The sequence below is a fragment of the Microbacterium sp. JZ101 genome, from assembly GCF_053903175.1.
This window is the reverse complement of the sequence record NZ_CP096400.1, coordinates 84,758-97,971: the sequence shown is the minus strand read 5'-3', so window position 1 is coordinate 97,971 and position 13,214 is coordinate 84,758. Positions and strand designations below refer to the sequence as shown.

The 13,214-nt window shown below is 72.0% G+C and carries 17 protein-coding genes; 1 reads left to right on the top strand and 16 read right to left on the bottom strand.

Going from position 1 to position 13,214, the window contains the following annotated elements; all coding sequences use genetic code 11:
* Positions 1 to 119: 119 nt before the first annotated feature.
* The 4 genes from M1D56_RS00475 to rpmB all read right to left on the bottom strand — a co-directional run bounded on the left by M1D56_RS00475 (position 120) and on the right by rpmB (position 1,376).
* The gene (locus M1D56_RS00475; protein ID WP_271172653.1) at positions 120 to 407 is read right to left on the bottom strand and encodes an HU family DNA-binding protein; all 288 of its coding nucleotides are present in this window, start codon (positions 405 to 407) and stop codon (positions 120 to 122) included.
* Between the two features lie 254 nt (positions 408 to 661).
* On the bottom strand, positions 662 to 967 hold the full coding sequence (gene rpsN / locus M1D56_RS00470; protein ID WP_271172652.1) for a 30S ribosomal protein S14: 306 nt from the start codon (positions 965 to 967) through the stop codon (positions 662 to 664).
* A 2-nt stretch (positions 968 to 969) separates the two neighbouring features.
* On the bottom strand, positions 970 to 1,140 hold the full coding sequence (gene rpmG, locus M1D56_RS00465; protein ID WP_155049151.1) for a 50S ribosomal protein L33: 171 nt from the start codon (positions 1,138 to 1,140) through the stop codon (positions 970 to 972).
* Entirely contained in the window at positions 1,140 to 1,376 is a 237-nt protein-coding gene (rpmB, locus tag M1D56_RS00460) for a 50S ribosomal protein L28 (RefSeq protein ID WP_271172651.1), read from the bottom strand. Before rpmB ends, rpmG begins: the two co-directional genes overlap by 1 nt.
* A 290-nt stretch (positions 1,377 to 1,666) precedes the next feature.
* On the opposite strand from rpmB, the gene M1D56_RS00455 reads away from it, so the two are divergent.
* Positions 1,667 to 2,665 (top strand): arabinan endo-1,5-alpha-L-arabinosidase, encoded by a 999-nt coding sequence (locus M1D56_RS00455; protein ID WP_456284306.1) that lies wholly within the window; start codon positions 1,667 to 1,669, stop codon positions 2,663 to 2,665.
* Positions 2,666 to 2,707: 42 nt separating this feature from the next.
* Here the strand turns inward: M1D56_RS00455 and M1D56_RS00450 are convergent, their stop codons facing one another.
* The 12 genes from M1D56_RS00450 to ykgO form a co-directional block, all read right to left on the bottom strand.
* The gene (locus M1D56_RS00450; protein ID WP_421074758.1) at positions 2,708 to 3,379 is read right to left on the bottom strand and encodes a DNA-3-methyladenine glycosylase; all 672 of its coding nucleotides are present in this window, start codon (positions 3,377 to 3,379) and stop codon (positions 2,708 to 2,710) included.
* Entirely contained in the window at positions 3,376 to 4,959 is a 1,584-nt protein-coding gene (locus M1D56_RS00445; protein WP_456284305.1) for a hypothetical protein, read from the bottom strand. The genes M1D56_RS00450 and M1D56_RS00445 overlap by 4 nt, the downstream gene beginning before the upstream one ends.
* A complete protein-coding gene (locus M1D56_RS00440; protein ID WP_456284304.1) occupies positions 4,949 to 5,899 on the bottom strand; it encodes a TIGR03943 family putative permease subunit in 951 nt (316 codons plus the stop codon). The genes M1D56_RS00445 and M1D56_RS00440 overlap by 11 nt, the downstream gene beginning before the upstream one ends.
* Before the next feature lie 7 nt (positions 5,900 to 5,906).
* Entirely contained in the window at positions 5,907 to 6,935 is a 1,029-nt protein-coding gene (locus M1D56_RS00435) for a permease (protein ID WP_456284303.1), read from the bottom strand.
* Positions 6,932 to 7,336, bottom strand: coding sequence for a Fur family transcriptional regulator (locus M1D56_RS00430; protein WP_271172639.1), 405 nt, complete (start codon positions 7,334 to 7,336; stop codon positions 6,932 to 6,934). Before M1D56_RS00430 ends, M1D56_RS00435 begins: the two co-directional genes overlap by 4 nt.
* Before the next feature lie 23 nt (positions 7,337 to 7,359).
* Entirely contained in the window at positions 7,360 to 8,268 is a 909-nt protein-coding gene (locus tag M1D56_RS00425) for a metal ABC transporter permease (RefSeq protein ID WP_456284302.1), read from the bottom strand.
* Entirely contained in the window at positions 8,265 to 9,095 is an 831-nt protein-coding gene (locus tag M1D56_RS00420) for a metal ABC transporter ATP-binding protein (protein WP_456284301.1), read from the bottom strand. Before M1D56_RS00420 ends, M1D56_RS00425 begins: the two co-directional genes overlap by 4 nt.
* A 65-nt stretch (positions 9,096 to 9,160) precedes the next feature.
* A complete protein-coding gene (locus tag M1D56_RS00415) occupies positions 9,161 to 10,171 on the bottom strand; it encodes a metal ABC transporter solute-binding protein, Zn/Mn family (RefSeq protein ID WP_456284300.1) in 1,011 nt (336 codons plus the stop codon).
* 52 nt (positions 10,172 to 10,223) lie between these two features.
* Entirely contained in the window at positions 10,224 to 11,213 is a 990-nt protein-coding gene (locus M1D56_RS00410; RefSeq protein WP_456284299.1) for an ABC transporter substrate-binding protein, read from the bottom strand.
* Positions 11,213 to 12,043: an ABC transporter ATP-binding protein gene (locus M1D56_RS00405; RefSeq protein WP_456284298.1), complete on the bottom strand. Its 831-nt coding sequence runs from the start codon at positions 12,041 to 12,043 to the stop codon at positions 11,213 to 11,215. Before M1D56_RS00405 ends, M1D56_RS00410 begins: the two co-directional genes overlap by 1 nt.
* Positions 12,040 to 13,074 carry a FecCD family ABC transporter permease gene (locus M1D56_RS00400; RefSeq protein WP_456284297.1) on the bottom strand — a complete coding sequence of 345 codons (1,035 nt, stop codon included), beginning with the start codon at positions 13,072 to 13,074 and terminating at the stop codon, positions 12,040 to 12,042. Before M1D56_RS00400 ends, M1D56_RS00405 begins: the two co-directional genes overlap by 4 nt.
* On the bottom strand, positions 13,071 to 13,193 hold the full coding sequence (gene ykgO / locus M1D56_RS00395) for a type B 50S ribosomal protein L36 (RefSeq protein WP_067949122.1): 123 nt from the start codon (positions 13,191 to 13,193) through the stop codon (positions 13,071 to 13,073). The genes M1D56_RS00400 and ykgO overlap by 4 nt, the downstream gene beginning before the upstream one ends.
* Between the last annotated feature and the right edge of the window lie 21 nt (positions 13,194 to 13,214).

Below are 13,214 nucleotides of genomic sequence, written 5' to 3'. Positions count from 1 at the left end.
CTATGCGCGCGCCCCTGGGCGGACGCCGCGCGGGGCATGTCCCGATCGTTCACCCTTCCGCGGGGCATGCGAAAGGGCGCCGTCCCGGAGGACGGCGCCCTTTCGACGCGGCAGACGTCTTACTTGACGGCGGCCTTGAGCTTCGAGCCTGCGGTCACCTTGACGCGCTTGCCCGCGGGGATGGCGATCTCCTCGCCGGTCTGCGGGTTGCGGCCGGTGCGGGCAGCGGTGTCGACCTGCTCGAACGCGATCCAGCCGGGGATCGAGACCTTCGCGCCCTTGGCGACGGACTCGGAGACCGAGGTGAACAGAGCGTCGAGGACGCCCGAGACGGCGGCCTGGCTCTGACCGGTGGCGCTGGCGATGCTCGCGACGAGCTCGGTCTTGGTGATGGTCTTGTCGGCCATGTCATCCTCCAGCGGCGTGAGGACGCCGCGACGTTTCAACGGACCGCAGGCGTTTGCCTCCGGTGGTCTTGCGACCGTGATGAATGTACCAACGCGCCCCGGAATTCCGCGGATTCTCGCGGCTTTCCGCGCGATTCGCCCGGCGTGTCGCCCCTCGGATGTGACGGATGTGACGGAAGTGACGGTTCGCGAGGCGGGAAAAGGAAGAAGGCGGGACTCCCGAAGGAGTCCCGCCCTCTTGCCGAAGCGGGTGCTTACCAGCTCGACTTGGTCACGCCGGGCAGCTCGCCACGGTGCGCCATGTCGCGGAAGCGGACACGCGAGATGCCGAACTTCGTCAGCACGCCACGGGGGCGGCCGTCGATGACATCGCGCGAGCGGAGACGCACGGGCGACGCGTTGCGGGGCAGCTTCTGCAGGCCCACGCGAGCGGCCTCGCGCTGCTCGTCCGTCGCGTTCGGGTCGACGAGCTGCTTCTTCAGCTCGAGGCGCTTCGCCGCGTAGCGGTCGACGACGGCCTTGCGCTGCTCGTTGCGAGCGATCTTGCTCTTCTTCGCCATGATTAACGCTCCTCGCGGAAGTCGACGTGCTTGCGCACGACCGGGTCGTACTTCTTCAGCACGAGGCGGTCGGGGTTGTTGCGGCGGTTCTTCTTGGTCACGTACGTGTAGCCCGTGCCCGCGGTCGAACGCAGCTTGATGATGGGACGGACGTCCTGAGCCTTCTTCGCCATTAGAGCTTCACACCCTTCGCGAGCAGGTCCTTCACGACCGATTCGATGCCGCGGACGTCGATCACCTTGATGCCCTTGGCGGAGACGTTCAGCGTGACCTTACGGCCGAGCGACGGAACGTAGTACGTCTTCTTCTGCACGTTCGGGTCGAAGCGGCGCTTCGTCCGTCGGTGCGAGTGCGAGACATTGTGACCGAAGCCGGGTACGGCACCGGTCACCTGGCACACAGCAGCCATGGTTCACTCCTTCACTACCGTGGAGCCGGACGGCTCCACCCAAGATCTCTTGTCTGCGCAGCCGTCACCCACCCGGAGACCGGGCTGTGTACAGGTGGGGCCGCACGAACTGCGCGCAGGAGTGCACGCAGACAAACGTCGATCCTAGCACAGTCGGGCGTGTCGCCCGAATCGGAGAGCAACGACCCCCGGCCGCTCCCCCGGCTCCCCTTGACGCAGCATTTCCAACGTTGGAATACTGGCGACGCGCTCGGAGCCGAGCGCATCCATCACCTCGACGAGGAGGTCTCATGGCCGCATTCCCCCGCCCGCACCGCAGACGACGCGCCGGCATCGCCCTCGCGCTCGCCTTCGCGGTCGCTCTCGCGCCGCTGGTCGCCCCCGGCGGCGCCGAGCCGACCGCCGCGGCGACGTATCCGAATCCCGGATACGTCACCGGCTCGACCTACACGCACGACCCCGAGGTCGTGAAGAAGCCCGACGGCACCTACCTGCTGGCGCAGACCGGCGACAACATCCCCCTGAAGACCTCGCGCGACCGGACCGCGTGGGCCGACGCGGGCGTCGCCTTCCCCGGCGGCATGCCGTGGGTGCACGGCTACACGAACGGGACGAACACGGTGTGGGCGCCCGACATCACCTATGCCAACGGCAAGTACTACCTCTACTACTCGGCGTCGACCTTCGGCTCCAACAACTCCGCGATCTTCCTCGCGACGAGCACGAGCGGCGCTCCGGGCACCTGGACCAACCAGGGCGCGATCATCTCGTCGACGACGTCGAACGACTGGAACGCGATCGACCCGAACCTCGTGATCGACCACACGGGACGGTGGTGGCTGTCGTTCGGATCCTTCTGGTCGGGCATCAAGATGATCCGCCTCAGCAACGTCTCCGGCCTCCGGCTCGACAGCACGTTCGCGAGCATCGCGGGGCGCGGCGGCGGCGCGATCGAGGCGCCGACCATCCACTACCGCGACGGGTACTACTACCTCTTCGTGTCGTTCGACCGCTGCTGCCAGGGCGCCGCGAGCACGTACCGCGTCATGGTCGGCCGCGCGACGTCGATCACGGGGCCCTATCTCGACCGCAACGGCGTCGCCATGACCGCGGGCGGCGGAACGGAGATCCTCGCGAGCCACGGATCGATCCACGGTCCCGGGCACCAGGCCGTGCTGGCGGACGCGGACGCCGACGTGCTCTTCTACCACTACTACGACGACGCGGGCGCCTCGCGCCTCGGCATCAATCTGCTCGGCTACTCGGGCGGATGGCCCTACGTGTACTGATCCGCTGAGGCGCGTGCGCCGTCCACGGGCAGCGCACGCGCCTCAGCGCGGCTCGACGGCTCCGCGGCCCGGGCGGAACGCCGACACCGTCGGGTCTCCCGGGATCCAGAAGCGCCAGGGGAACGCGCTCGTGCCCGCGAGGCCCGCGACCCCAACGCGCGGCCCCGAGACGAACCCGATCGGATGGTCCCGCAGCTGCAGGCGGGCGGTCGCGCCGGCCTGCAGCTCGCCGGTCACGGCATCGATCCCGTCGTGCACGGGGTAGCGCAGCCCGACGGCGTCGCCCAGGCGACCGGGGCCGCGGGCGAGATCCCGATCCGTGCGCGCGACGCCGCGTTCCTCGCGCCGCCGGCGTGCGACATCCGCACCCCGCACGATCTCCCCCGCGCGCAGGAGGACTCCGCCGGCCTCTCCCTCGGGGCCGCAGACGACGTTGACGCACGAGTGGATGCCGTGACTGAGGTAGACGTAGAGATGGCCGGGCTCGCCCCACATCGTCGCATTGCGGGCGGTGCGCCCCATGCGGGCGTGCGAGCCGGCATCATGGACGTCGCCCGTGCCGAGCCCGTGATACGCCTCGACCTCCGTCAGCCGCACGACGACCTCGTCGCCGTCGATCGTCGTCGTGAGGAGCCCGCCGAGAAGCCGGGGCGCGACCTCGACGGGGAGACCGCGCAGCTCTTCGCGCGTCGCCGCGTGGAGACCGTCGGTCATCCGGTCACCGAGTCCCACGGGCCGACGTCGCACCAGCTGATGCCGAAGCCCGACAGGTTCGAGACCTCCTCACCGGTCTCGATCTCGATGATGTGGGTCTCGAGCGTCGTCGGCAGCGGCTGCAGGGCGTCGTAGTCGTAGCGGTTCGTCGTGAGATCGGGAGCGACGAGAGCCGCCGCGTACCGGCCGCTCGGCGACACGCAGGTCTGGAGCAGGCCATCCGCGCCCGTCGCCTCGAGCAGCGTCCGCGACGCGCCCTCGTCGTCGACGTACGCGACCAGCTGGGCCTCGGGCGTGCCATCCGCCCCGAGCCGGACGAATTCCCGGACAGTCCCTCCGCCGGGCACGGGCAGCACACGACCCGGCTGCCCGAGGTCGTCTGACGGCTCGACGAGGTCGGTCTCGTCGCCGGTGGTGAGGTCGAGCTGCACGCCGCCCGCGACATCCAGGCGCTCGATGAAGGCGGTGTACGTGCCGCGCGTGACGGCGTCGATCGCGAACGCCGTGCCGAGAGCGGTCGGCGAGGGATTCTCGGCTGCCGGGTCGTAGACGATGAGGTCGCCCGCGAAGTTCACGAACAGCAGCGCGGAGGAGTCGGGCACGAAGCGCCAGCTCGCGATGCTCGGCTCCTCGTCGCCGACGATCATCGGCTCGGGCTCCGCATCGGGCTCGCGGAGGTCTGCCGTGAAGAGCACGCTCGCCCGGCCCTCGGTCTCGCTCAGCTGCAGGTCGGTGTAGGTGTATCCGACGAGCTCGCCGCGGCTGGAGACCTGGAGGCCGGTGATCGTGCCCTCGCCCGGCAGCGGCATCCTCTCGGCATCCGAGCCGTCGCGGTCGGCGACGTAGAGCGCCGAGGCGTCGTCCTCGCGCACCGAGACGACGAGATGCTCGCCCGTGACCCGGAAGTCGTCGATCGACGCCGCCGTGTAGACGGGGACCGCCGCGTCGCCCGAGATGTCGCTGCGGAAGATCGTGTCGTCGCCGTCGGCGTCGCGCTGCAGGAGGAAGATCTCCGCAGGCGGCGTGGTGAACGTCGTCTCGAGCGTCGCCGCCGGCCCGCCGCCCACGCTCTCCGCGCCGTCGATCGTGACCGTGTACTCGGTGTCGTCGTCGAGAGGCACGGTGAACCGCACGCCCACCATGCGCCCGGCCGCGTCGACCGTGAACGGGGTCTCAGGAGAGACGGCCACCTGGGACGCGTCGATGTCGGCGAGGGCCTGGTTCGCGGTGAGGACGACGCGGCTCCCCGAGGCCTGCGTGGCCGCCTCGGCGTCGACCTCGACCGTGCTCACGCGCGGCCCCTGCGTGAGACTCACGGCCGCGCCGCCGCCGGCCAGCGCCGCGAGCACGCCGAGCACCGCGAGCATCGCCCCGACGAAGCGGCGAGGCCGCGCGGATGGCGCGGCCTCCGCGGGGCGGGATGGTGCGGGCTGAGGTGGTTCGGGCTCGGATGGCTCGGGCTGGGGCGGCTCGGGGGCTCGCGCGGCCTCGGGGGCTCGCGCGGCCTCGGGGGCTCGCGCGGCCTCGGTCCGCTCGCGCAGCTCCCGGCGGCTGAGAGGACGCCTGCCGTCAGTACTCATACGGATCTTCCGGTGGGTCGACGGCCGTGATGGTCTCGGGCTCGATGGAGAGCGCGCCCGACGCGTCGGCGGCGATCGTGCCGGTGACCTCGATCCACTCGCCGACGGCGAGGCTGGCCGTGCCCTCGGGCACCGACACCGGAACGGAGGCGGGCTGCGCGTCGATCACGCAGTGCGTGATGACGAGGCGCCCGAGGCGGACGCCGTCGGGGCTCTCCTCGTCGGGCGTGACGAAGCCCGTGAGGGTCACCTCCTTGCCCGCATAGGCGTCGGGGTTCGTCGCCGTCGCGAAGACGGTCGACCACTCCCCGATGCCGAACCCGCTCGTGTCGCCGCTCGCGGCCAGGGTGACGGTGTCGGCTCCGGCGAAGAGCGGCGGCGTGCCCGTGTCGCGGTCCATCGCGAGCTCGACCGACAGCGACGCGGGCGGGAGGACGAGCGCCGCGACCGCGACGGCCGATGCCGCCACACCGCCGACCACGACCGCCGCCGCCCCTGCGACGCGCCGCATCCCGGTGACTCGCCGCACCCCTGCGACCCCACGTACCCCTGCGCTGTGCCGCCCCTCTGCATGTCTCACTCCCGGCGGGTATGGCGGTCGGTTTCCCGCGGCGATCGAGACATGCTGATCGGGGTGGTGCCCGTCGGCCGGGCCGTGAACGCGGGCGTGGTGGGCGTGGGCGTGGGCGCCACCGTGATCGTGGGCGCCACTGGGGCCGTGGTCGTGGCCGTGGTCGGCCTCGGCGCCGAGCGGGAGCGCGAACGACCACACCGTGCCCGCGAGCGCGAGCACGGCCATCCCGACCGCGAACCACGTCTGCGCGGGGTTGATGTAGAGCTGCAGCCGGCCGGTGACGGCGAGCCCGATCGTCACGACGGCGAGCACGGACGCGAGGCCCACGCCGAGCCAGCGTGCGCCCGCCTTCCGCACGGCGGCCATCCGATCGTCACGCAACGAGGTTCACCCCGATCCCGATGACGAAGGCCGACAGCAGCACGACCGCCACGATGCCCGCGAGGACGCGCGCCGTGAAGGTCGTGCGCATGAGCGCGAGCATCTTCACGTCGACGATCGGCCCGACGAGCAGGAAGGCGACGAGCGAGCCCGACGAGAACGTCGAGGCGAACGAGAGCGCGAAGAACGAGTCGACGTTCGAGCAGATCGCGACGGTCATCGCGAGGAGGATCATCGCCACGATCGACAGCACGGGGTTCGAGCCGATCGCGATGAGCACGCTGCGGGGGATGAGCACCTGCACGGCTCCCGCGATCGCCGACCCGATGACGAGCGCCGGCATGACCGCGCGCAGCTCGACGACGAACTGGGCGAGGCTGCGCCGCGCGCGGTCGCCCTGCTCGCCCGCGACCACCTCGCACGTGTCGCGGAAGCGATCGGTGAGGATGCGCTCCGGGTCGGGATGGCGGCTGTACAGCCATCCGATGAGGTTCGCGATGAGGAAGCCGCCGACGAGCCTCGCCACGAGGATGCCGCCGTCCCACCCGAACGCCTGATGCGTCGTCAGGATCACGATCGGGTTGACGATCGGCGCCGCCACGAGGAAGGTCAGGGCGTCGGCCGGGGTGAGCCCGCGCATGAGGAGCCCCCGCGCGAACGGCACATTCCCGCATTCGCATACCGGGATGAGCATGCCGAGGAGCGACAGCACCGCCCGCCGCGCCCAGCCCTGCCGCGGGAGCGCGCGCTCGATCACGTGCGCAGGCACCCACACCTGCACGACGATCGACAGGAGCACGCCGAGCACGACGAACGGGAGCGACTCGATGAGCACGCTCAGCGAGAGCGTGAGGCCGTCCTGCGCGCGCGTGGGCAGCGGCTGCGGGAAGAGCGCGGGCGCGAGCGCGTCGATGAGGAACAGCGCCGCGACGACCGCGAGCCCGGCTCCCAGCCCGATCGCGAGACGGCTCCGGGATGTCGGCGGCTGCGCGGGGCGCTCGCTCGTCGTGACGGACGTCACGCCGAGGCGGCGTCCTTCTCGGCCGCGCACTCGGCGCAGATCCCGAAGATGTCGATCATGTGCTCGGCCTCGCGGAAGCCGTGCTTCGCGGCGGTCTCCTGTGCCCACCGTTCGACCGGCGGGGCCTCGATCTCGACGGCCTTTCCGCAGCGGCGGCAGATCAGGTGGTGATGATGCCCCTGCGAGCATGCGCGGTAGAGCGCCTCGCCGTCCGGGCTCTGCAGCGTGTCGGCCTCGCCCGTGGCCGTGAGCCCGGCGAGCGCACGGTACACCGTCGCGAGCCCGATGCCCGTGTTCTCGTCGCGCAGGGCCGCGTGCAGCGCCTGCGCGCTGACGAATCCCTCGGCGTCGCTGAGGGCGTCGCGCACGCGCTCGCGCTGCCACGTGTTCCGCTGGGCCATACGAGAGATTCTAGGCCGGACGCCTATGCGATGCTCGGGGCGGCGCTGGGCGCCGCCTGGGCATCGCCGGTGCGCAGGGCCCGATCGCGACGCCACGAGATGAGGCGGCACACGCCCCAGATCGCGAACGAGATCGTCGTGATGTACGGGCTCACCGGGAGGGTTCCCGCGATCGCGAGAAGGATGCCGCCGACGGCCGAGACGAATCCGAACAGCGCGGACAGGAGCGGCACGGCGAGCGGACCGTGACTCACCCGCATCGCCGCCGCCGCGGGCGTCACGAGCAGCGCCATGACGAGCAGGGCGCCGATGATGTGCACGGCGACCGCGACGATGAGACCCAGCAGCAGCATGAACAGGATGCTCACGCGCCGGGTCGGCACGCCGCGCGCCTCGGCGGACTGCGGATCGAGGGAGTCGAAGCGCAGCGGATTCCAGATGAGCAGCAGGCCCGCGAAGACGATCGCGCTGATGAGGATGAGCCAGCCGAGGTCGGGGCTCGAGACCGAGACGATCTGGCCCGTGAGCAGGCTGAAGCGACTCGCGCTGCGGCCCTCGTAGAGCGAGAGGAAGAGGATGCCGATGCCGAGCCCGAAGGGCATGAGCACGCCGACGACGGAGTTGCGGTCGCGCGCCCTCGCACCGAGGGCGCCGATGATGAGCGCGGCCGCGACGGCGCCGAGCAGCGACCCCATCACGACGCTGCCGCCGAAGAGGAGCGCGGCGGCGGCGCCCGCGAACGACAGCTCGCTCACGCCGTGCACGGCGAACGCCATGTCGCGCTGCATGATGAAGACGCCGATCAGCCCGCCCACGATGCCGAGGGCCGCCGCGGCGATGATCGAGTTCGACACGAGCTGCAGCAGAGCGCCGTAGTCGTCGAACGAGAAGACGTCGCTCCACTCGACGCCGGGCAGGATGCGCGGATTCATGCGTGCGCCTCCGCGTCATGGTGGGCGTGATCGTGGTGCTCGTGCGGATGGTGCGGCTCGGCGTCCGGGATCCCCACGACCACGAGGCGGCCGCCCGCGCGCAGCACCTGCACGGGAGCGCCGTAGAGGTCGCTCAGCACCTCGGTGCGGAGCACCTCGTCGGGAGCGCCGAACGTGAAGCGGCCGCCCGCGATGTAGAGGATGCGGTCGACCGAGTCGAGGATCGGGTTCACGTCGTGCGTCACGAACAGCACCGCGGCGCCGTGCTCGGCGCGCTCGCGGTCGATGATCGCCGTCACCGCGCGCTGGTTCGCGAGGTCGAGGCTCGAGAGCGGCTCGTCGCACAGGAGCAGACCCGGCGCGTCGGCGAGCGCCTGCCCCACCCGTAGCCTCTGCTGCTCGCCGCCCGAGAGCGACCCGACCGGGTCATCCGCGTACCGCGTCGCGCCGACCGCGTCGAGCAGCGCATCCACGCGCGCGCGGTCGCCGCGCCGCGGGATCGGCAGGCCGAAACGTGAGCCGCTGACGCCGAGCGCGACGAGGTCGCGGGCGCGCAGGCTCGTTCCCGGGGTGAACGGCCGCTGCTGCGGGATGTACCCGATGCGGCGGTTGCCCTTGCGGACGGGCTTGCCCTCGACGCGGATCGAGCCGGCGCTGAGCTGCCGGAGACCGAGGATCGCGCGCAGGAGCGTGGTCTTGCCGGACCCGCTCGGCCCGAGCACGGCGACGAACTCGCCGGGACGGATGGCGAGGTCGAGCCCCGACCACAGCTCGCGTCCGCGCAGGCGCAGGGCGGCTCCGGAGATCTCGAGGACGGGTTCGGGCATGACCGTCAGCCTAGTCCCGGATTGATAATCGTTCTCCGTGAGAGCGGGAACTCCCCCGCCGCGCATCAGCCCTCGAGAGCGTCGCTCAGGGCGGCGATGTTGTCGGCCATCCACTCGACGTACGTCTGCCCCTCCGGGAGCGTCTCGGCGTACTCGACCACCGGGACCCCCGCGGTCTCGGCCGTCTCGATGATCCGCGACGTCTCGGCACCGCCGGTCTGCGCGTTCGCGACGACCACGTCGACCTCGCCGCCCTCGATCGCCTCAGTCGCAGCGAGGAGCGTCGCGGGCGCGACATCCTGCCCCTCCTCGACCGCCTCCGCGAAGCCGTCGGTCGTGACGTCCTCGAGACCGGCCGCCTCGGCGAGGTAGCCGCCGATGGGCTCGGTGAAGAAGACGTGCGAGCCCGCATGCGCGGTGGAGATCTCATCCAGCGACGCCTCGAGCCCGTCGATGTCGGCGACGAGCGCCTCCTCGGCCGCAGCGATGTCGGATGCGGCGTCGGGGAGGAGCTCCTCGAGCTCGCCCGCGAGATCCTCGACGACGTGCGCGATCGTGTGCGGGTCGTACCAGACGTGCTCGTTGAAGCCCTCGATGTGGTCGTGGCCCTCGTGAGAGGCGCCTTCCTCCTCGGCGTGGTCGTGCTCCTCCTCCGCCTCCGCGGAGTGGTCGTGGCCGTCGCCCTCCTCATGTCCCTCGTTGCCGGGGTAGGCGTGCGAGAACTCGACGGCGGTGAGCACGTGCTCGGTCCCCGCGGCCTCGACGAGCTCCTCCATGAAGTGGTCGTACCCGCCGCCGTTGAGGATGGCGATGTCGGCGCCGTCGACCGCGAGCTGATCGCGCGCAGTGGCCTCGTACGAGTGCGGATCCTGCGTGGGCGAGTCGATGATCGCGGTCACCTCGGCAGCGTCGCCCACGAGCTGCTCGGCGAGCGAGGCGTAGACGCTCGTCGAGGCGACGATCCGGAAGGCGTCGCCGCCGTCGCCCGTCTCACCGCTCGACGCCGTCGCGCAGCCGGCGAGGGCGAGCGCGGGGAGGGCGATGACGGCGGGCAGGGCGAGGCGGCGATCGATCATGACTCCAGACTAAACGAAATGAGAATCGTTCTCGAATCGGGTGGCGCGATCGTCAGAAGGCGCCGGGGTGGAGGATGCGCGCGATCTCGGCGAGTCCCTCGGCCGCGCGGGAGCCCGCCGCGCCGGTCGCAATCGCACCGCTGACCGCGTGCACCTCGCTCTCGCGGATGGCGGTGACCTCGGCGACGGCCGGGGAGTCGAGCAGCGGACGGAACGGTTCGAGACCGGCGCCGCGGAAGTCCTCGACGATGATCACCTCGGGGTCGAGCACGGCCACCTGCTCGGGGTCGGCCGGTCGCGCGCTGTCGCCTGCGCCGACGGGCTCGCCGCCCGCCGTGCGGACGAGATCGGCCATGAGCGTCGACGCGGGCTGGATCATGAGCTGGCCCCCGCGCGCCATGAGGAGCAGAACCTCCGGCGCACGGTCGGCTGAGGCGACCGCCGATGCGATCTCGTCGCGCTCCGCGGCCATCCGGTCGGTGATCCGCGCGGCCTCGTCCTCGGCGCCGAGCGCGTCCCCGAGCACCGAGATGCTGTCGAGGACGGCGTCGAAGGTCTGGAAGTCGGCGGCGGCGAACGCAAGGGACGGCACGCCGGAGGCCTGAAGGAGTTCGGCCGCAGCGGCCTCCCCCTCGTGTCGTCCGGTCAGGATGACGAGGTCGGGGTCGAGAGAGAGGATCTGCTCGGGATCGGGCGCCGTGCCGGGCGCGAGCACGGTCTCGACCTCGCGCGCCTCCTCGATCGCATTGCCGGTTCCCTCGGTCACGCTCCCGCTCGCGACGGCCGCCACGCGCTCGGGGCCCACGAGCTGGAGGGCGAGGTCGCCCGTCTCGGTGGAGAGGGCGACGATGCGCTCGGGCGACGCCGCGATCTCGACCGCGGCTCCGCCTACCTCGACGGTGCGCGGCCAGTCGGCGGCGGGCCTCGCCGGCACGGTCGTCTCCGCGGATTCGGCGAGCGCAGACGGAGCGCATCCGGCGATCGCCGCGATGGCGAGACCGCAGGCGAGCGCGGCGGCGGCACGGGAGAGGACGTTCTTCATCAGGAGCTCCTGGAGGGTGTCGGGATGGCCGCGGACGGCCGCGGTGCGGACGGCAGACTCGCGATCATGGCGATGCGGAGCCCGCCGGTCGCGGGGTCGGGGGAGACGTCGGCGCGCACGCCGTACACGTCGGCGATCAGATCGGGCGCGAGCACCTCGGCGGGGGCGCCGGTCGCGACGACGCACCCGTCGGCGACCAGGGTGAGGCGGGTGCACACGCGCGAAGCGAGCTCGAGATCGTGCAGGACGAGGCCCACGCCGACGCCGTCGTCCGCGAGCGCGCGCACGACGGCGAGCGCGTCGAGCTGGTGGCGCGGGTCCAGCCCGGCGAGCGGCTCGTCGAGGAGCAGCACACGGGGGTCCTGTGCGAGCGCCTTCGCGAGGAAGGCGAGGCGGCGCTGCCCTCCCGAGAGGGTCGCGACCGGGCGGGAGGCGAGCTCCGCGATGCCGGTGCGCTCGAGCGCGGCCTCCGTCGCACGATGATCTTCGGGGTGTGCCGCGCCCCACGGCGCGCGGTGCGCGTAGCGGCCCATCTGCACGAGGTCGCGCACGGTGAGGTCGTCTCCGGATCCGGTGTCCTGCGGCAGGAGAGCTCGGAATCGGGCGCGTCGGCGCGCCGACATCCACGCGAGATCCTCCTCGTCGGCGCGCACCGCGCCATCCGTCACCGCGATCGTCCCGGCGAGGGCGCGCAGCAGCGTCGACTTGCCCGCGCCGTTCGGGCCGATGATGCCGTGGACCTCGCCCGGAGCGATCGCGATGCGCACATTGTCGAGGAGTCTTCGCCCGTCGCGCCGGACGCCGACGGATTCCGCACGCAGCGCGCTCACGCGGCGCCTCGGCGGCGTCGGACGACGAGAAGCAGCAGCACGGGCGCGCCGACCAGAGCCGTGACCGTGCCCGTCTGGAGCACGACAGGGTCAAAGAGCAGGCGCGCTGCGGAGTCGGCCACGACGAGGAAAACCGCACCCGCGGCGGCCGACAGCGGCAGGAGGCGCCGATGCGGTCCGCCGACCACGAGGCGGACGAGGTGCGGGACGACGAGTCCGACGAACGAGATGACCCCGGTCACCGCGACCGCGGCGGCCGTCGCGAGTGCGGCCGTCGCGAGCAGCGCCTGGCGGGCCGCCACCGCCGGCACACCGGTCGCAGCCGCCTGCTCCTCCGAGAGGGAGAGCAGGTCGAGCACGGCCCCCGCGCGGCAGAGCACGGCCGTGCAGACGAGGATGGGCGCGGCGGCGACCCCTGCGTCGCCCCACGTCCGCGCCGTCAGATCGCCGTTGAGCCAGAACAGGGCGCGCTGCACCGCGGAGGTGTCCGACGCGTTCGCGAGAAGGGCCGCGACGACCGCGCCGAGGAGCGCATTGAACGCGATGCCGACGAGGACGAGCGTCGTCGGCGCCCCACCCGCGAGTCCCGCCACACCCTGCACGGCGAGCGTCGCCGCGAGGGCGCCGACGAAGGCGCTCAGCGGCAGCGCCCACCACGCGGCCGCGGCTCCCCCGGCGACGACCGCGACCACGGCGCCGACGGCCGCTCCGCTCGACACGCCCACGATGCCGGGCTCGGCGAGCGGGTTGCGGAAGACCGCCTGCATGACGACGCCGCTCACCGCGAGCGCGGCGCCGACGAGGGCCGCCACGACGACGCGCGGCAGACGCACGCTGAGGATGAGCGCCTCGACGCCCGAGGCGGGCGCACCCTGCGTTGCGCGCGAGAGGGCGCCGAGCACGTCGACGGGAGCGGTCGGGATGGGCCCGAGCCCGGCGGCCACGAGGAGGACGGCGAGGACGGATGCAGTCACGCCGAGGGCGACGCCGCCGGTGCGGAGCGTGCGCCGCGCCGCAACGGGTCCCGTCAACCCTGTCGGCCTTTGAAGCGCGGGTTGAGCTTGTTGATGACGTAGACGCGGCCCCGACGGCGCACGACCTGCGCCCCCGGCTGATTCTTGAGCGACTTGAGGGATGCGCGGACCTTCATGGCGACCTCCGTTAGTGAGAA

Coding starts and splice junctions, on each gene's coding strand:
- M1D56_RS00440 (WP_456284304.1), bottom strand. CDS start 5,899: ATGGCCGCCGTGCGGAAGGCGGGCGCACGCTGGCTCGGCGTGGGCCTC.
- M1D56_RS00450 (WP_421074758.1), bottom strand. CDS start 3,379: ATGACCGACGGTCTCCACGCGGCGACGCGCGAAGAGCTGCGCGGTCTC.
- M1D56_RS00455 (WP_456284306.1), top strand. CDS start 1,667: ATGGCCGCATTCCCCCGCCCGCACCGCAGACGACGCGCCGGCATCGCC.
- M1D56_RS00425 (WP_456284302.1), bottom strand. CDS start 8,268: ATGAATCCGCGCATCCTGCCCGGCGTCGAGTGGAGCGACGTCTTCTCG.
- rpsN (WP_271172652.1), bottom strand. CDS start 967: ATGGCGAAGAAGAGCAAGATCGCTCGCAACGAGCAGCGCAAGGCCGTC.
- M1D56_RS00430 (WP_271172639.1), bottom strand. CDS start 7,336: ATGGCCCAGCGGAACACGTGGCAGCGCGAGCGCGTGCGCGACGCCCTC.
- rpmB (WP_271172651.1), bottom strand. CDS start 1,376: ATGGCTGCTGTGTGCCAGGTGACCGGTGCCGTACCCGGCTTCGGTCAC.
- ykgO (WP_067949122.1), bottom strand. CDS start 13,193: ATGAAGGTCCGCGCATCCCTCAAGTCGCTCAAGAATCAGCCGGGGGCG.
- M1D56_RS00420 (WP_456284301.1), bottom strand. CDS start 9,095: ATGCCCGAACCCGTCCTCGAGATCTCCGGAGCCGCCCTGCGCCTGCGC.
- rpmG (WP_155049151.1), bottom strand. CDS start 1,140: ATGGCGAAGAAGGCTCAGGACGTCCGTCCCATCATCAAGCTGCGTTCG.
- M1D56_RS00445 (WP_456284305.1), bottom strand. CDS start 4,959: ATGAGTACTGACGGCAGGCGTCCTCTCAGCCGCCGGGAGCTGCGCGAG.
- M1D56_RS00475 (WP_271172653.1), bottom strand. CDS start 407: ATGGCCGACAAGACCATCACCAAGACCGAGCTCGTCGCGAGCATCGCC.
- M1D56_RS00410 (WP_456284299.1), bottom strand. CDS start 11,213: ATGAAGAACGTCCTCTCCCGTGCCGCCGCCGCGCTCGCCTGCGGTCTC.
- M1D56_RS00415 (WP_456284300.1), bottom strand. CDS start 10,171: ATGATCGATCGCCGCCTCGCCCTGCCCGCCGTCATCGCCCTCCCCGCG.